Source organism: Hydrogenophaga sp., from assembly GCF_031426985.1.
GTDB lineage: Bacteria > Pseudomonadota > Gammaproteobacteria > Burkholderiales > Burkholderiaceae_C > Hydrogenophaga.
On the sequence record NZ_JASJOY010000186.1, the window covers coordinates 27,470 to 44,758 of the forward strand.

15 protein-coding genes are annotated in these 17,289 nt (G+C 69.0%); 6 read left to right on the plus strand and 9 right to left on the minus strand.

The features are described from left to right. Nucleotides 1-14: 14 nt before the first annotated feature. From RMP09_RS19665 to RMP09_RS19685, 5 genes are all read left to right on the plus strand, one after another. The gene (locus tag RMP09_RS19665; RefSeq protein WP_310567657.1) at nt 15-959 is read left to right on the plus strand and encodes a 2-hydroxyacid dehydrogenase; all 945 of its coding nucleotides are present in this window, start codon (nt 15-17) and stop codon (nt 957-959) included. 31 nt (nt 960-990) lie between these two features. Continuing rightward, nucleotides 991-2,538 carry a galactarate dehydratase gene (gene garD, locus RMP09_RS19670; RefSeq protein WP_310567658.1) on the plus strand — a complete coding sequence of 516 codons (1,548 nt, stop codon included), beginning with the start codon at nt 991-993 and terminating at the stop codon, nt 2,536-2,538. Nucleotides 2,539-2,750: 212 nt separating this feature from the next. Continuing rightward, nucleotides 2,751-3,719, plus strand: coding sequence for a tripartite tricarboxylate transporter substrate binding protein (locus tag RMP09_RS19675; RefSeq protein WP_310567659.1), 969 nt, complete (start codon nt 2,751-2,753; stop codon nt 3,717-3,719). A 19-nt stretch (nt 3,720-3,738) separates the two neighbouring features. After that, complete coding sequence (locus tag RMP09_RS19680) at nt 3,739-4,875, plus strand: L-talarate/galactarate dehydratase (protein WP_310567660.1); 1,137 nt, start codon at nt 3,739-3,741, stop codon at nt 4,873-4,875. A 13-nt stretch (nt 4,876-4,888) separates the two neighbouring features. Beyond that, nucleotides 4,889-5,950, plus strand: coding sequence for an aldose epimerase family protein (locus tag RMP09_RS19685; RefSeq protein ID WP_310567661.1), 1,062 nt, complete (start codon nt 4,889-4,891; stop codon nt 5,948-5,950). A gap of 49 nt (nt 5,951-5,999) precedes the next feature. Here RMP09_RS19685 and RMP09_RS19690 read toward each other — a convergent pair whose 3' ends face one another. Further along, nucleotides 6,000-6,488 carry a MarR family transcriptional regulator gene (locus tag RMP09_RS19690; RefSeq protein ID WP_310567662.1) on the minus strand — a complete coding sequence of 163 codons (489 nt, stop codon included), beginning with the start codon at nt 6,486-6,488 and terminating at the stop codon, nt 6,000-6,002. 167 nt (nt 6,489-6,655) lie between these two features. Between RMP09_RS19690 and RMP09_RS19695 the strand changes: the two genes are divergently transcribed. After that, on the plus strand, nt 6,656-8,425 hold the full coding sequence (locus RMP09_RS19695) for a tannase/feruloyl esterase family alpha/beta hydrolase (protein WP_310567663.1): 1,770 nt from the start codon (nt 6,656-6,658) through the stop codon (nt 8,423-8,425). A 109-nt stretch (nt 8,426-8,534) separates the two neighbouring features. Here RMP09_RS19695 and RMP09_RS19700 read toward each other — a convergent pair whose 3' ends face one another. The 8 genes from RMP09_RS19700 to RMP09_RS19735 all read right to left on the minus strand — a co-directional run bounded on the left by RMP09_RS19700 (nt 8,535) and on the right by RMP09_RS19735 (nt 17,268). Further along, nucleotides 8,535-9,305 carry an NUDIX hydrolase gene (locus RMP09_RS19700; protein ID WP_310567664.1) on the minus strand — a complete coding sequence of 257 codons (771 nt, stop codon included), beginning with the start codon at nt 9,303-9,305 and terminating at the stop codon, nt 8,535-8,537. Nucleotides 9,306-9,323: 18 nt separating this feature from the next. Further along, nucleotides 9,324-9,842, minus strand: a complete 519-nt coding sequence (locus RMP09_RS19705) for a DUF2889 domain-containing protein (RefSeq protein WP_310567665.1) — start codon at nt 9,840-9,842, stop codon at nt 9,324-9,326. Nucleotides 9,843-9,972: 130 nt separating this feature from the next. Next, complete coding sequence (locus tag RMP09_RS19710; protein ID WP_310567666.1) at nt 9,973-10,980, minus strand: adenosine deaminase; 1,008 nt, start codon at nt 10,978-10,980, stop codon at nt 9,973-9,975. Between the two features lie 10 nt (nt 10,981-10,990). After that, nucleotides 10,991-12,058 (minus strand): aromatic ring-hydroxylating dioxygenase subunit alpha, encoded by a 1,068-nt coding sequence (locus RMP09_RS19715; RefSeq protein ID WP_310567667.1) that lies wholly within the window; start codon nt 12,056-12,058, stop codon nt 10,991-10,993. Between the two features lie 242 nt (nt 12,059-12,300). Beyond that, a complete protein-coding gene (locus RMP09_RS19720) occupies nt 12,301-13,446 on the minus strand; it encodes a BMP family ABC transporter substrate-binding protein (RefSeq protein WP_310567668.1) in 1,146 nt (381 codons plus the stop codon). Nucleotides 13,447-13,619: 173 nt separating this feature from the next. Continuing rightward, entirely contained in the window at nt 13,620-14,540 is a 921-nt protein-coding gene (locus RMP09_RS19725) for an ABC transporter permease (protein ID WP_310567669.1), read from the minus strand. Nucleotides 14,541-14,678: 138 nt separating this feature from the next. Next, nucleotides 14,679-15,734 carry an ABC transporter permease gene (locus RMP09_RS19730; protein ID WP_310567670.1) on the minus strand — a complete coding sequence of 352 codons (1,056 nt, stop codon included), beginning with the start codon at nt 15,732-15,734 and terminating at the stop codon, nt 14,679-14,681. Next, nucleotides 15,721-17,268, minus strand: coding sequence for an ABC transporter ATP-binding protein (locus tag RMP09_RS19735; protein ID WP_310567671.1), 1,548 nt, complete (start codon nt 17,266-17,268; stop codon nt 15,721-15,723). The genes RMP09_RS19730 and RMP09_RS19735 overlap by 14 nt, the downstream gene beginning before the upstream one ends. Nucleotides 17,269-17,289: the final 21 nt, after the last annotated feature.

The following is a 17,289-nucleotide window of genomic DNA, read 5'->3' on the forward strand; positions in this document are numbered from 1 at the left end:
GAACGACTGAAGTGATGAAAAGAACCACCCTGCTGCAGATCGGTCCGCTGATGCCGGCGCTGGAAGCCACGCTGCGCGAGCAGCACGAGGTGCTGACCGCCCAGGCGACCACCGCCGCCGCCCCACTGGCCGACATGGCCGCTGCGGCGCGCATCATGGCGGTGGTGACCTCGGCGCCGGCCGGTGTGCCGGCGGCCTGGTTGCCCCAGCTGCCCGCCTTGAAGGTGGTCTCGTCCTTCGGCGTCGGCCTGGACCAGCTGCCGCTGGACGCCTGCCGCGCCCAGGATCTGCCCGTGGGCCACACGCCCGATGTACTGAACGACTGCGTGGCCGACCTGGCCATGGGCCTGCTGCTCGACGGCGCGCGCCGCATCGCCGCGGCCGACCGCTTCGTGCGGCGCGGCGACTGGCTCAAGGGCCGCTACCCCGTGACCACGCGTGTGAGCGGCAAGCGGATGGGCATCGTCGGCCTGGGCCGCATCGGCCAGGCCGTGGCGCGGCGCGCGGCCGGTTTCGACATGGACATCGCCTACAACAACCGCCGCGCGGTGGACGGCGTGGCTTTGCGCCACGAACCGTCGCTGCTGGCTCTCGCACAGTGGGCCGACTTCCTGGTGCTCACCGTGGCCGGCGGCGCCGGCACGCGGCACCTGGTCAACGCCGAGGTGCTGCGCGCGCTCGGCCCCCAGGGCCTGCTGGTCAACGTGGCGCGCGGCAGCGTGGTGGACGAAGCCGCGCTGATTGCCTGCCTGCACAGCGGCGCGCTGGGTGGCGCGGCGCTGGACGTGTTCGACGACGAACCGCGCGTGCCCGCCGCGCTGCTGGCCATGGACAACGTGGTGCTGGCGCCGCACATGGCCAGCGGCACCCACGACACGCGCCAGGCCATGGCCGACCTGGTGCTGGCCAACCTGCACGCCGGTCTGGCGGGTGAACCCCTGCCCGCCCGCGCGGTCTGAACCCTATCGTTTTCGACAAGGCACTTCCCCGATGAACGCCCCCGACACCCCCCGCACCATCCGCATCCACCCCGACGACAACGTGGCGGTGGTGGTCAACGACGGCGGCCTGCCCGCCGGCACCGCCCTGCCCGGCGGCCCCACGCTGGTGCAGACCGTGCCGCAGGGCCACAAGGTCGCGCTCGCCGACCTGCCCGCCGGCACCGTTGTGCGGCGCTACAACGTGGTCATCGGCCACACGGCGGTGGACATTCCCGCCGGCGGCTGGGTCAACGAACAGCGGCTGGTGATGCCCGAGGCGCGCTCGCTGCAGGGCCTGCCCGCGCCGCAACCGCCGGCCGATCTGCCACCGCTGGAAGGCCACAGCTTCCAGGGCTACCGCAACGCCGACGGCAGCGTGGGCACGCGCAACCTGCTGGCCGTGACGACCACAGTGCAGTGCGTGGCCGGGGTGCTCGAATTCGCCGTCGAGCGCATCAAAAAGGACCTGCTGCCGCACTACCCCAACGTGGACGGTGTGGTGGGCCTGACGCACAGCTACGGCTGCGGCGTGGCCATCGACGCGCCCGACGCCATCATCCCCATCCGCACGGTGCGCAACCTCGCGAGCAACCCCAACTTCGGCGGCGAGGTGATGGTGCTCAGCCTGGGCTGCGAGAAGCTGCAACCCGAGCGGCTGCTGCCACCGGGCTCGATCCCGATCTCGGATCAGCGCCAGGGTCCGGACGTGGTCGTGCTGCAGGACGAGAAGCATGTGGGCTTCATGTCGATGATCGATTCGATCCTCACGCAGGCCAAGACCCATCTGGAGCGCCTGAACCGCCGCCAGCGCACCACCTGCCCGGTGAGCGAACTGGTGGTGGGTGTGCAGTGCGGCGGCAGCGACGCCTTCTCGGGCGTGACCGCCAATCCGGCCGTGGGCTTTGCGACCGACCTGCTGGTGCGCGCGGGTGCAACGGTCATGTTCAGCGAGAACACCGAGGTGCGCGACGCGGTGGACCAGCTCACCCGCCGCGCCGCGACGCAGGCCGTGGCCGACGCCATCGTGCGCGAACTGGGCTGGTACGACGCCTACCTCGCGCGCGGCCAGGCCGACCGCAGCGCCAACACCACGCCCGGCAACAAGAAGGGCGGCCTGTCCAACATCGCCGAAAAGGCCATGGGCTCCATCGTCAAAAGCGGCAACGGCCCGATCCACGGCGTGATCGGGCCCGGCGAGAAGGTGAACCGCAAGGGCCTGATCTTCGCGGCCACGCCCGCCAGCGACTTCATCTGCGGCACGCTGCAGCTGGCCGCCGGCATGACCCTGCACGTCTTCACCACCGGCCGCGGCACGCCGTATGGCCTGGCCGAATGCCCGGTGATCAAGGTGGCCACGCGCAACGACCTGGCACGCCGCTGGCACGACCTGATGGACGTCAACGCCGGCCGCATCGCCAGCGGCGAGGCCACCATCGACGAACTGGGCTGGGAACTGTTCCACCGCATGCTGGCCGTGGCCAGCGGTGAGAAGACCTGGGCCGAAAAGTGGGGCCTGCACAACGACCTCGTCCTCTTCAACCCCGCGCCGATCACATGAAGCACCCCCTGCGCCGCTTCGCGGCTTCCCCCTCTCTCGCCTGCGGCGGGAGGGGGACGACACCAGAGGCCCGGCAAAGCCGGTTCCTCGGTGTCCCTGACTGGGGCCACTTCGCGCTGAAACCTCGCGCTTCGACCACCTGAAAAAAGTACCGCGTTCCCCAAAGCCGGCCCTTCGACCGGTTCCTTTCCATCCACCCCGGAGACATCACCATGATCCAACGCCGACACCTGATCGCCTCGTCCGCCCTCGCTGCCCTGCCGTTGGGCGCCTTCGCGCAGAGCGACTACCCCAGCAAGCCGATCAAGATCATCGTGGCCTTCCCGCCCGGTGGCACCTCCGACGTGATGGGCCGCATGGTGGCCGATCCGCTGGCCAAGATCCTGGGCCAGCCGGTGGTGATCGAGAACGTGGGCGGCGCCGGTGGCGTGATCGGCACCGAGCGCGGGTCCAAGGCCGCGCCCGACGGCTACACCATCATCCAGACCGGTGTGGGCCAGAACGCTGTGGCCCACGGCCTGGACCCCAACCTCAAGTACGACTCGATCAAGGACTTCATCCACATCAGCCACGTGCACAGCGGCCCCAACGTGCTGGTGGTCAACGCCAGCCAGCCCTACAAGACCCTGGCCGATCTGGTGAAGGCCGCCAAGGCCAACCCGGGCAAGCTCGACTACGGCTACACCCACGCGGCCTCGGGCCACATGGCGATGGAGCTGTTCAAACAGACCGCCGGCATCTTCATGACCGGCATCCCCTACCGCGGCGGCGGCCCCATGATGACCGCGTTGCTGGGCAACGAGATCCCGATGATGTTCATCAACCAGGACGTGGCCCTGCCCCACATCAAGGCCGGCAAGCTGCGCCCGCTGGCGGTCTCCAGCCTGCAGCGCAACAGCCTCTACCCCGACGTACCCACCGTCGCCGAGTCCGGCTACCCGGGTTTTGAGGCGCTGAGCTGGTCGGGCATGTCGGTGCCCAAGGGCACGCCAGCGCCCATCGTGGCCAAGCTCGAAGCGGCGTTCAAAGAAGTGATGTCCTCGCCCGCCATCAAGCAGAAGATGGAGGGCAACGGTTTCGTGGTGCCGGTGCAGGGCTACAAGCCCTATACGGACTTCGTGGCCAGCGAACTGCAGCGATGGGTCAAGGTGATCAAGACCGCCGGCATCAAGCCCCAGTGAGCCCGGAGCACCGCCGCACATGAGCACGCCCGCCGACCGCATCGCCTGGATGCGCATCTCTTCGTGCACCCTGCCGCTGGCCACCCCCATCAGCGACGCCAAGGTGCTGACCGGGCGCCAGAAGCCCATGACCGAAATCGCGATGCTGTTCGTCGAACTGCAGACCGAACAAGGCCATGAGGGTCTGGGCCTGAGCTACAGCAAGCGCGCCGGCGGGCCGGGCCAGTTCGCGCACGCGCAGGAGATCGCGCCTGCCCTGATCGGCGAAGACCCGAACGACATTGCGCGCCTGTGGGACAAGCTGTGCTGGGCCGGCGCCTCGGCCGGGCGCAGTGGCCTGGCCACCCAGGCCATCGGCGCGTTTGACGTGGCGCTGTGGGATGTGAAGGCGCGGCGCGCCAACCTGTCGCTGGCCAAGCTGCTGGGCGCGCACCGCGAGTCGGTGCGCTGCTACAACACCTCGGGGGGTTTCCTGCATACGCCGATCGACCAGCTCAAGGTGAACGCCGCGGCCTCGGTGGCGCGCGGCATCGGCGGCATCAAGCTCAAGGTGGGCCAGCCCGACGGCCGCATCGACATGCAGCGCGTGCAGGCGGTGCGCGAGCACCTGGGCGACGGCGTGCCGCTGATGGTGGACGCCAACCAGCAGTGGGACCGCCCCACCGCGCAGCGCATGTGCCGCGCGCTCGAAGGCTTCAACCTGGTGTGGATCGAGGAACCGCTGGACGCCTACGACCACGAAGGCCACGCGGCGCTGGCGCTGCAGTTCGACACCCCGATCGCCACCGGCGAGATGTTGACCAGCGCGGGTGAACACGGGGACCTGATCCGCCACCGCGCGGCCGACTACCTGATGCCCGACGGCCCGCGCGTGGGCGGCATCACGCCCTTCCTCAAGATCACGGGCCTGGCGCACCACGCCGGCCTGATGCTGGCGCCGCACTTCGCGATGGAACTGCACGTGCACCTGGCCGCGGCCTACCCGACCGAGCCCTGGGTCGAACACTTCGAGTGGCTGGAGCCGCTGTTCAACGAGCGCATAGCAATCGCCAACGGCCGCATGCAGGTGCCCACGCGACCGGGCCTGGGCCTGTCGCTGAGCGAGCAGGCGCGGGCGTGGACGCGCGCGCGCACTGAAGTCGGCCAGCGGGTCTGAGGTTCGAGCAGCGATGGTCACGCGCCTCGACCCCGCGCGCTTCTTCGGCGAAGTCGGCGGCGAACCCGTCGCCCTGTTCCGCCTGCGCCACGCCTGCGGCATGGAGGTGGCCGTCTGCAACCTCGGCGCAAAAGTCCTGCAGATCCTGGTGCCCGACCGCGACGGCGCCCTGGGCGATGTGGCCCTGGGCTATCACAGCCTGGCCGCGCTGCAGGCCGGCGCGCCGTCCATGGGCGCCTTCATCGGACGCTACGCCGGGCGCATCGGGCAGGCGCGCTACACGCTGGACGGCACGGACTACCTGCTCGACGCGAACGCGGGGCCTCACACCATCCACGGCGGCCCGAACGGTTCGCGCCACCGCGTGTTCTCGGCCCACCAGAGCACACCCGATGCGCTCACGCTGCGCCTGCGTTTCGAGCCTTCGGTGGACGGTCACCCCGGCACCATCGACCTGACCCTCAGCTACCGCCTCACCGACGGCCACACCCTGGTGGTTGAGCACGAAGCCGTCGCGGTCTGCAACGTCAGCCCGCCCTCGCCCGCCAGCTTCACGCCGCACATCTTCTTCAACCTCGACGGACCGGGCCACATCCCCATCGACGACCACCACCTGCAGGTGTTCGCCGACCAACTGCTCGCCGCCGACGACGACAACGTGGCCACCGGCGAACGCACGGCGCTGGACGGCCATGCGCTGGACCTGCGCCAGGGCCGCCGGCTGGGCGATCTGCTCGACATCGACCACGCCTACGAACCCGGCAGCGACAGTGCCGGCGCCCTGCGCCACGTGGCCCAGACCCACAGCCCGGGCAGCGGCCGAACGCTGGCCGTCTGGACCACCGAACCGGTGTTGCAGGTCTACACCGCCGGCGCGTTGGGCACGGGCGCCACGCCGGACATCGGCAAGGGCGGCGTGGAGCACCGCCCGCGCGCCGGCCTGTGCCTAGAACCGCAGCAGTACCCCAACGCGATGCACTGCCCGGCGTTTGCGCTCAACCGGGTCGCGGTCGGGCAGCCGTACCGGGCGCGCACCGAATACCGGTTTGCCTGTGGGGAACCGGGCACCCCTTGAGCCCCGCGCGCCACGAACGGGTTTGCAGCATCCGTTGGTTCGCCCCTGCTCAGGGACGGTGCAAGGCCACCTTGTGCAGCAACTCCAGCAGCATGGCGCGCTCCGCCTGGGACAGGTGGGCCAGCAAGCGGGCATCGGCCTCCAGCAGCGCCGTCATCGCGCGCGTGACCAGTGCCGCCCCCTCGTCGGTGACCCCGAAGTGCTGTGAGCGTTTGTCCGTCGCACTGCGTTGACGGGACACCAGGCCACGCTGTTCCAGCTTGGCCATCCACACCGTGATCGCCGGCATGCTGACCGCCAGGGCGCGCGCCAGACGGGACGCGGTCACCGACGTGTTTTGCTTAATCAGATAAAGCAAAGTGAACTCCACCTGCCCCAAAGCCAGCGGCTTGCCCGTTTCGTGGCTGAACGCACTGTTCGTCACGATGCTGGCCTGCGCCAGCTGGTAGCCCAGCAACTGGCGCAGCGCTCCTTCGTCCAGTCGTGCTCTGGGCGTCTGGCTGTCTTTGCTGGTGGTGGTCGGCTCAACGTGTTTCATCGGGCCATTATGAAACCGGTGCCACCACCAGTTCTGGAGCGCGGGCGGTCCGCAGAGCATTCGGATTTACCCTGATCGCACAATTTAGTTAATTTAATAAACTACTTTTGCCATCAGAGCACCGCCCAACAGCGGCCACGAAACCCCTGTCCTCCCGAGGAGACACCATGCCCCGACGTTCCCGACACCCGGCGCACAGCAGCGCCGCCATGGCGGTCGCCACCCTGTTGGTGGCCTGCGGAGGCGGCGAGAACACGCCCGCCGCCGCCAAGCCCATCCCCCAGCTGGCCGCAGCAACCGCCGCGCCGTTCAGCGGCGACTGCGCCAGCCTGACCACCACCTTCGCCGGACTGGCCAGCACCCAGATCACGGCGGCGGAAACTGTGGCGGCCGGCGCCCTGACCGTGGGTGGTCAGCCCGTGGCCGAGCACTGCCGCGTGACCGGCAAGATGCACGAGCGCGTCAGCGCGGTGGACAACAACACCTACGCCATCGGTTTTGAGATCCGCCTGCCGAAGAACTGGAACGGTCGTTTCCTGCACCAGGGCAATGGCGGGATCGACGGTTCGGTGCTCACGGCCACTGGATCCACCGGTGGTGGCCCGCTGACCCACGCACTGCAGCAGGGTTTTGCGGTGCTGAGCTCTGACGCCGGTCACGCCGGCGCCCTGGGCCCCAATTTCGGTGTCGACCCACAGGCCCGTCTGGACTACGGCTACCAGGCGGTGGGCAAACTCACGCCCATGGCCAAACAGGCCATTGCACTCACCTACGGCAAAGCGCCGGACCGCTCGTACTTTGCCGGTTGTTCCAACGGCGGACGCCACGCCATGGTGGCCGCCGCGCGCTACTTTGCAGACTACGACGGCATCCTGGCCGGAGCCCCCGGCTACAACCTACCCAAGGCCGCAGTCGCCAACCTCGCCGGCGCGCGCCTGTACGAGACGCTGGCCACCACAACGCCTGTCGCCAACCAGATCGACCTCGCCACCGCCTTCACCGACAGCGAGCGCCAGCTGGTGGCCACCAAGGTGCTGGCCAAGTGCGATGCGCTGGACCTCGCCAGCGACGGCATCGTGCAGGATGTGGCGGCCTGCCAGACCGCCTTCGATGCCGCCACCGACATTCCCACCTGCAGTGGCGCGCGCGACGGCAGTACCTGCCTGAGTGCAGATCAGAAAACCGTGCTCGCCAAGATCTTCAGCGGCACCACCACCAGCAACGGCAGCCTGATCTATTCCAGCTTTCCGTTTGACGCTGGCTTCGGCGCCGGCAAGGCGGGCGTGGCCAGCGGCGGCAGCCCAGTGGGATCGGGTATTGCGTTCTGGGAATTCTTTGCCTCGCTCAACCTCGATGCGGGCGCCACCGGGATCATCTTCAAGGTCCCACCGGAAGACCCTGCCACGTTCGACGCCTTGAACTTTGCCCTCACCACCGATCTGGACGCGTTGTACGCCGGCATCACCGCCACCAACGCGACCTACACCGAGTCGGCCATGTCCTTCATGACCCCACCCACGCCCACCCGGATGCAAGGCCTGCGCGAGCGCGGCGGCAAGATCATGGTCTACCACGGTGTCAGCGACGCCATCTTCTCGGTCAACGACAGCGAGGCCTGGTACAAGGGCGTGGAGCAAGACACGGGCACCGACTTTGCACGCTTCTACCGCGTGCCCGGCATGGGCCACTGCTCGGGCGGCCCGGCCACCGACCAGTTCGACCTGCTGACCTCGCTGGTCGCCTGGGTGGAGCGAGGCGTGGCACCGGCCGAGGTGGTGGCCACCGCGCGCGGCGCCGGCAATGCGGGCGGTGCGAACAGCGATGTGCCCGCCACCTGGGCCGCCAACCGCACCCGCCCACTGTGCCCGTACCCCCAGGTCGCGCGCTACAAGGGCAGCGGCAGCCTGGAAGTGGCGAGCAGCTTCGTCTGTCAATGACAGGGCCGATCGCGGGGTGCTGAAACGGGTCTGACGGCCGACCCTGCACCCCACAAAAAAACGCGCCAGACCGGCGCGTTTTTTTCATTCATGGGTGCCCCGCCGGGCGTCAGCCCAGCAGCGCCAGCAGCCCGCCCTCGGGCTCGAAGCGGCGGTTGCGGTGTGTCAGGCGCGTGGGGCCGTCCCACACCGGCTGGGCGATGCTGTGGCGCGGGTCGCCGGGGTAGCAGATGACGCGGCGGCCGTCTTCGTCGAAGGGTTCGGGCTCGATCAGCGCGGGCGGGCGGTTGCGGGCCATCGCCAGCGCCTGCGCCACGCCGTTCAGTTTCGCCAGCTGGGCCAGGCTCATGATCTGCGGCGGCGCCAGGTCGATGGCGCCGTCCCAGTAGCGCTGCAGGCCCTCGCGCGGGGTCAGCCACACGGCCTCGGTCGCTTCGTGGTTGTCGTGCCGGGCCTCCTGCCCCGCGGGCGCGGCGGCGACGAAGAAGCGTGTGTCAAAGCGCTTGTTGGTCACCGAGGGCTGGCGCGGCGTGATCCAGCGCGACCAGGGCCAGAGGCTGGCCACGTCCAGGCGCAGGCCGCACTCTTCCCAGGTTTCGCGCACGGCGGCCAGGTAGAGGGCGGCGGCGGTGGCAGCGTCCAGCGCCGGCTCGGCCAGGGCCGCCACGTGCGCCTGGCTCACCCCGGTCGATGGGTGGTCGCGGTCGACCGGGTCCAGCTTGCCGCCAGGGAACACGTGCACACCGCCCAGCACGCCCGACGCCACGTGGCGCCGCATCAGCAGCACCTGCAGGCCCTCGGGCGCGTCGCGCAGCAGGATGACCGTGGCCGAGGGCACGGGCGCCGTGAGCACCACCTCGTTGTTGATGTCGATGGCCATGGTGGTGCGCGCCCGAGGTCAGGCCTTCGCCGGCGGTTGCCAGCGGAAGAACATGGGGTAGACCTTCTCGACCACCGGGCCGTCAAAGGCCCAGGCCTTGCACTGGCCCAGGTGCATGGGCGGGCGGCCGTCGGGCGGCGGGGCGAACGAGGCCGAACGGGTCTGGAACGCGGCCGTGGCCAGGTTGAACAGCAGTTCGCGCAGGTGGGTGCAGCCCACGGTACCGCCCAGGTGGCGTTCGATGGTCTTGCGCCAGCCCTTGCCCAGGGTCTCGCCCACCAGGCCCTGCATGGGCGGCATGGCCTGCGGGCAGGGGTCGTGCGGGTGCGCGTCCATGGCCACCTGCACCTCGCGGATGACCATGGCCTCGTCCACCGTGACGCGGATGCTCATGTGGTGGATGGCCTCGTGCGGCGCCCATTCGCCTTCGCCTTCGATCTCGAAGGCGTGCGGCTTGCTGTCGTGCAGCTCGCCTTCGATGTCCCACAGACCGTCGTCGCGCTGGAAGCCGCGGTACTCGACGCGGCGGGTGTGCATGGGCTGGCGGGGCTGGGGCGCGGGCAATGGCAAAACAGGACCTCGGAACGTGATCGTGGAGCGGATATCCGACCCCGGATTGTCCGGCATCGACGCGGCCCCCGCAGTCGCCTGCGCGGCGGGGGAGACCTCAGGCGCTGGCCACCGCCCGCACCTGGGCCAGGCAGTCCGCGAGCCGTTCGGCGCCGATGAAGCTGGCTTCGAAGCTGTTGCGCGCGAGCTGGACCACGTCGTCGCGGCTGAGGTTCAATGCCGCCACGGTCTGCTCGAAGTTGGTGTTCAGGTAGCCACCGAAATAGGCCGGGTCGTCGGAGTTGATGGTCACGCACAGGCCGGCGTCGAGCAGGGTTTTCAGGCCATGGTCGCGCAGGTCTTTGACCACGCAGAGCTTGAGGTTGGACAGCGGGCACACCGTCAGCGGCAGCCGGGTGTGGGCCAGCTCGGCCATGAGCAGCGGGTCCTGCAGCGCGGCCACGCCGTGGTCGATGCGCTGAACCTTGAGCAGGTCGATGGCCTGCCACATGTACTCGGCCGGCCCTTCCTCGCCCGCGTGGGCGACCAGCTTCAGGCCCAGTTCGCGGCAGCGCGCGAACACGCGTTCGAACTTCTCGGGCGGGTGGCCCAGCTCGCTCGAATCAAGCCCCACGCCGATGAAGTGTTCGCGGTACGGCAACGCGGCTTCGAGCGTGGCGAAGGCGTCTTCTTCGCTCAGGTGGCGCAGGAAGCACAGGATCAGCGCCGAGCTGATGCCCAGCTCGGCTTCGGCCTGCTGGCAGGCGCCCGACAGGCCTTCGATCACCGTGGCCACGGGCACGCCGCGCGCGGTGTGGGTCTGGGGGTCGAAAAACAGCTCGGTGTGGATCACGTTGTCGGCCTGGGCGCGCAGGAAGTAGGCCCAGGCCATGTCGTGGAAGTCCTGCGGCTGCAGCAGCACGCTGGCACCGGCGTAGTAGATGTCCAGGAAGCTCTGCAGGTCGGTGAAGGCGTAGGCCGCGCGCAGCGCCTCGACACTCGGGTAGGCCAGTGCCACGCCGTTGCGCTGCGCGAGCTGGAAGATCAGTTCGGGTTCGAGCGAACCTTCGATGTGGATGTGCAGCTCGGCCTTGGGGATGGCGCGGGCGAGTTCGATGGCGTTCATGGTTTTCCTTTCAGCAGACACCGAGAGCAATGCCGGTGCGGGCCAGGTAGCGGCGGTAGGCGCTGGACATGCGGTCGGCCGGGCCGTGCACCTCCGGGATGGCGCCATCCCGCCCGATGGGCAGGCGTTTGGGGCTTTGTGATTCGACGATGGGCTTGTCCTGGCCGAAGACCGTGTCCTGGAAGGCGCGCAGTTCTTCGTCGTCGCTCAGGTCGCCCAGCGTGGCCATGGCGAACCAGGCGGTGCAGGCCTCGGGGCCGTCGGGGCGGATGAACAGCGCGATCGCGTTGCTGACCGGGTCGGCATCGGCCGCGTCCTTGCGCAGGACGGCGGCGAAGGGGTGCGGCACTTCGTAGCGGTAGGCCACCCAGCCGCCGGCCTCGGCGCCGGCATAACCCTGGGGTTGCCAGGCCTTGCACTCGCGCGCGTGCACGCCGTCGGCGCCCTCTTCCACCCGGCCGGTGTCGACCTGCGCGTGGCTGCGCGCGCCCAGCCAGCCTTCGTGCACAAAGCCAAAGTGGCTCAGGTCCAGGAAGTTCTCCACCAGCCGCGGCGCGCTGGTCTCCACGGTGTAGGGGCCGCAAACGACCTGGCGCCAGAGCGGATCGTCCCAGGGCTCGAAGGCCGGTGGCTGCGCCAGCGCGGCCGGCACACGCGAGAGGTCCGGCCGCTCCAGCCGCACCCAGACCAGGCCGTGGCGTTCTTGCGCCTCGAACACCTGGGCGCAATGCGCGGCGGGCGGCTCGAAGGTGGGGGCCGCCGGCACGTGCACGCAGCGCCCCACGGCCACCGGAGCGCCGTGGTGGCCCTGCGCCGCCGCGCCGTCGCCCGCGAACTGCCAGCCGTGGTAAGGGCACTCCAGCCGCGCACCGTGCAGGTGCGTGAGCACCCGCCCCAGCGACAGCTTCGCGCCCCGGTGCGGGCAGCGGTCGGCCCAGGCGTGCACGGCACCGGGCAGCCCCTCATGCCCATGCTCGCGCCACAGGACGACGTTCTGCCCCAGCAGCGACATCGAAACCGGTGCCTCCCGCAGGTGCATGCCCGCGATGACCGGGTGCCAGAGTTGTGATTCGATCATGTGCTCTCCAAAGAAAAACGCCGCTGCACAAGGCAGCGGCGGGTCGGTCCGGCGTGCGTGTCTTCAGGCCAGCACACACCGTGGAACCGGCTTTGCCGGGCCACTGGTGTGGTCCCCCCACCGGGGGGCTGAGGGCCGCGGCTCCGAACCTGCCTGCGCAGGTTTGGACAGCCCGAAGAAGCATGGGCTCTGCCCCATGCTGCGGCCTGCAAGGCGAGCGAAGCGGCGCAGGGGGGAGTCCATCAGTTTGGCACTTTGCCTTCCACGCCCTTGACGAAGAACTTGATGCCGCCCAGGAACTTGTCGTCCGCCACGGCGTCCTTGGCCAGCACTTCCTTGCCGTCCTGACCCAGGATCGGGCCCGTCCAGATCGAGAAGGAACCGTCCTTCAGACCGGCCTTGACGGTGTCGATCTTGGCCTTGGTTTCGGCCGGCACGTCTTCGGCGATGGAGACCATGTCGATCGCGCCTTCCTTGTGGCCCCACCACACGCCGCCCGTGCTCCAGGTGCCTTCCAGCGCGTCCTTGACGGCCTTCTTGTAGTACGGACCCCAGTTGATGACGGCCGAACCCAGGTGGGCCTTGGGACCGTAGGCGGTCATGTCGCTGTCCCAGCCGAAGGCGCGCTTGCCCATCTTCTCGGCGGTCTGCAGCACGGCCGACGAATCGGTGTTCTGCATCAGCACGTCGGCGCCGCCGTTGATCAGCGAGGTCGCGGCTTCGGTTTCCTTCGGTGGGTCGAACCAGCCGTTGACCCAGACCACCTTGGTCTTGGCCTTGGGGTTCACCGACTGCGCGCCCAGCGTGAAGCTGTTGATGTTGCGGATCACTTCGGGGATTGGGATCGAAGCCACCACACCCAGGGTATTGGTCTTGGTCATGGCGCCGGCGATCACGCCGGCCATGTAGGCGCCTTCGTAGGTGCGGCTGTCGTAGGTGCGCATGTTCTCGGCCGTCTTGTAGCCGGTGGCGTGCTCGAACTTCACGTCCTTGAAGTCGGGCGCGACCTTGAGCATGGGTTCCATGTAGCCGAAGGTGGTGCCGAAGATGATCTTGTTGCCCTGGCCGGCCAGGTCGCGCAGCACGCGCTCGGCGTCGGCGCTCTCGGGCACGTTCTCGACGAAGCTGGTGACGATCTTGTCGCCGAACTCGGCTTCCAGCGCCTTGCGGCCGTTGTCGTGGGCGAAGGTCCAGCCGCCGTCACCCACCGGGCCGACGTAGGCGAACGCCACCTTCAGCGGCTCGGCCTTGGGGGCTTCGGCCGGGGCGGCTGCCGGAGCGGGCGCGGGCGCCGGCTCTTCCTTCTTGCCGCAGCCGATCAGGGCCGCGCTGGCCACGGCCGTCAGGGCCGCCAGCTTGATCAGGGAACGCTTGTTCAGGTCGGTCATGGAAACCTCTTGGTGGGTTGGGAGTGGAGAAAACGGAACAACAAAAGATTATGAACCCGCGAACCGCCGCCGGGCCGCCCCAAGGCGGTTCAGCCCCCCTGGGGGGCAGCGACCCGCGCAGCGGTGGAGCCGCGAGACAGCGCCGCAGGCGATGGGACGCAAGGGGGCCATCTTCATGAACCCGGATAGAACGGCTTGCCGAGCGAGGCGGGCAGGTTGATGCGGATCCAGGTCGGGTTGCGCGAGATCAGGACCAGCACGGCGATGGTGGCGAGGTAGGGCATCATGGTCAGGAACTGGCTGGGCACGTCGACGCCCATGCCCTGCAGGTGAAACTGCAGCATGGTCACGCCACCGAACAGGTAGGCCCCCAGCAAGACACGTGCCGGGCGCCAGGTGGCAAACGTCGTCAGCGCCAGCGCGATCCAGCCCTTGCCGGCGATCATGCCTTCCACCCACAGCGGGGTGTAGACGGTGGACACGTAGGCGCCGGCCAGGCCGCACAGGGCGCCGCCGGCCATCACCGCCAGCAGGCGGATGCGGCGCACCGGGTAACCCAGCGCGTGGGCCGATTCGGGGCTCTCGCCCACGCTGCGCAGCACCAGCCCCGCACGGGTGCGAAAGAGGAACCAGACCAGCCCGGCCATCAGCCCCACGCAGGCGTACACCATGGGGTGCTGTTTGAACAGTGCGCTGCCCAGGAACGGGATGTCGGACAGCAGCGGGATCGCGAACTGGCTCTGCTCGGGCAGCTTCTCCTGCACGTAGGCCGTGCCGGCAAAGGCCGAGAAGCCCCCACCGAACAGCGACAGCGCCAGCCCTGTGGCGTACTGGTTGGTGTTGAGCCAGATCACCAGCCCGCCGAAGAGGGCGGCGAGCAAGGCGCCCACGGCCATGCCGGCGGCAAAGCCGGCCACGGTGCTGCCGGTGTGCACCACGGTGGCAAAGCCGGCCAGGGCGGCGCAAAGCATCATGCCCTCGGCCCCCAGGTTGACGATGCCGGCCTTCTCGTTGATGAGCAGGCCCAGCGAGGCGATGGCCAGCACGGTGCCTGCGTTGAGCGAGGCGGCGATGAGGAGTGCGGTGGATTCCATGTCAACGACTCCAGCAACGGATGTGGGCAACGGTGTCTGACCGGGGAACGCCGTGGAACTGGCTTGGCCAGGCCACAAGCGTTGCCCCCTTGAGGGGGGATGCGGCTACGCGCAGCGAGCAAGCGACGGGGGTGGTCATCATTTCTTCCAGACGACGCGGTAGGCGATCAGCGTGTCGCAGGCCAGCAGCGCAAACAGCAGCAGGCCCTGGAACACGCCGGTGATGGACTTGGGCAGGCCCAGGCGCGACTGCGCCAGCTCGCCACCGATGTAGAACATGCTCATGAGGATGGCCGAGAACACGATGCCCACCGGGTGCAGCCGGCCGACGAAGGCCACGATGATGGCCGCGAAGCCGTAGCCCGCCGGCACATAGGGCGTGAGCTGGCCGATGGGGCCAGCCACCTCCAGCGCGCCGGCCAGGCCGGCGGCGCCGCCCGAGGTCAGCAGCGCGATCCACAGCGCCTTGCGCGACGAGAAACCCGCGTAGCGCGCCGCCGCCGGCGCCAGACCGCCCACCTGCTGGGCGAAGCCCGAATAGGTGCGGAACAGGAACACCCAGACCGCCGCCGCGCCGGCCAGCGCCAGCAGCAGGCCGATGTTCAGCCGCGAGCCCTGCAACAGTTTGGGGATCTGCGTGACCGACTCGAAGGTCTTGGTCTGCGGGAAGTTGTAGCCCTGGGGGTCTTTCCACGGGCCGTAGACCAGGTAGTTGAGCACCTGCACCGCCACATAGACCAGCATCAGGCTGACCAGGATCTCGTTGGCGTTGAAGCGGTCGCGCAGCAGCGCCGTGATGCCGGCCCAGAGCATGCCGCCCAGCACCCCGGCCACGATGATGGCGGGGATGATCCAGCCGCCGGTGGTCTTGTCCGCCATCAGCGCCACCCCGGCGGCAAAGACGGCCCCGATCAGGTACTGCCCTTCGGCGCCGATGTTCCAGACGTTGGAGCGGAAGCAGACCGCCAGCCCCAGCGCGATGATCAGCAGCGGCGTGGCCTTGACCATGAGTTCCGACAGCGCGTAGCTGCTCTTGATCGGTTCCCAGAAGAACACCTGCAGGCCGCGCACCGGGTCTTTGCCGAGCACCGCAAACAGGATCACACCGATCACCACGGTGATGGCCAGCGCCAGCAGCGGCGAGGCGTAGCCCCAGCGCGCCGAGGGCTGGGGACGGACTTCAAGCCGCAGCATGGGCGTGCTCCTGGTTCTTGTTGTTGTGGTGTGCGGCGTCGTCCCACAGGCCCGACATCCATTCACCGATGCGCTCCACCGTCGCGTCGGCGCGGTCGATGGCCGGCGAGAGGCGGCCCTTGGCGATCACGTGCAGGCGGTCGCTGATCTCGAACAGTTCGTCCAGCTCTTCGCTGACCACCAGCACCGCACAGCCGGCATCGCGCAGCGCCAGAATTTCGCCGCGGATCTGCGCCGAAGCGCCCACGTCCACGCCCCAGGTCGGTTGGCTCACGATCAGCAGCTTGGGCTTCGCTTCGATCTCGCGGCCGACGATGAATTTCTGCAGGTTGCCGCCCGAGAGCGACTTGGCGGCCGCGTCGGGGCCGTTGGCCTTGACCTTGTAGCGGGCGATGATGCCCTCGGCCTGCGCCTTGAGCGCGCCCAGGCGCAGCCAGCCGCCGGCGCCCACCGCGTCGCGGCGCGAGAGCAGCAGGTTGTGCGCCAGCGACAGCGTGGGCACCGCGCCACGGCCCAGCCGCTCTTCGGGCACGAAGTGCAGGCCCAGCGCACGGCGGCGGCCCGGGGACAGGCGCGAGGCGTCCTGCCCGGCCACGCGGATGCTGCCGGCGGGCGCGTGGGTGTCCTCGCCCGAGAGCGCAAACAGGAGCTCGGCCTGGCCGTTGCCCGACACGCCCGCGATGCCGACCACCTCGCCCGCGCGCACGGTCAGCGCGATGTGGGCGAGGTTCGTGCCGAAGGGGTCGTCGCTGGCCAGCGTCAGGTCGCGCACCTGCAGCACATCGGCGCCGGCGTTGAGCGCGCGCGCCTGCAGCGCCGGCGGCTCGGCGCCGATCATCAGGCGCGACAGGGACGCGTTGCTCTCCTGGCGCGGGTCGCACACGCCCGTGACCTGGCCACCGCGCAGCACGGTGCAGGCGGTGCAGAGTTCGCGGATCTCGTGCAGCTTGTGGCTGATGTAGAGGATGGAGCAGCCCTCGGACGCCAGCTTCTTGAGCACCACGAAGAGTTTTTCCACCGCCTGCGGCGTCAACACCGAGGTCGGCTCGTCCAGGATCAGCAGCTGCGGGCTGGTCAGCAGCGCGCGGATGATTTCCACCCGCTGCATCTCGCCCACGCTCAGCGTGTGCACCGGGCGCTTGGGGTCGATGTCCAGCCCGTATTCGGCGGCGGTGGCGTCGATGCTGGCCATCACCTCGGCCAGCGTGAGCGCCTTGTCCAGACCGAGCCAGACGTTCTCGGCCACGGTGATGGTGTCGAACAGGCTGAAGTGCTGGAACACCATGCTGATGCCCAGCGCCCGCGCCTCCTGCGGGTTGCGGATGTGGACCGGCCGGCCGTTGAACATGACCGAACCCTCGTCGGGCTTGACCGAGCCGTAGATGATCTTCATCAGCGTGGACTTGCCGGCGCCGTTTTCGCCCAGCACGGCGTGGATTTCACCGGGCGCAACGGACAGGGACACGTTGCTGTTGGCCACCACGCCGGGGTAGCGTTTGGTGATGCCGTTCAGTTGCAATCGGGGGGTCGTCAAGTCGGTCTCCTGCTGGTCGGG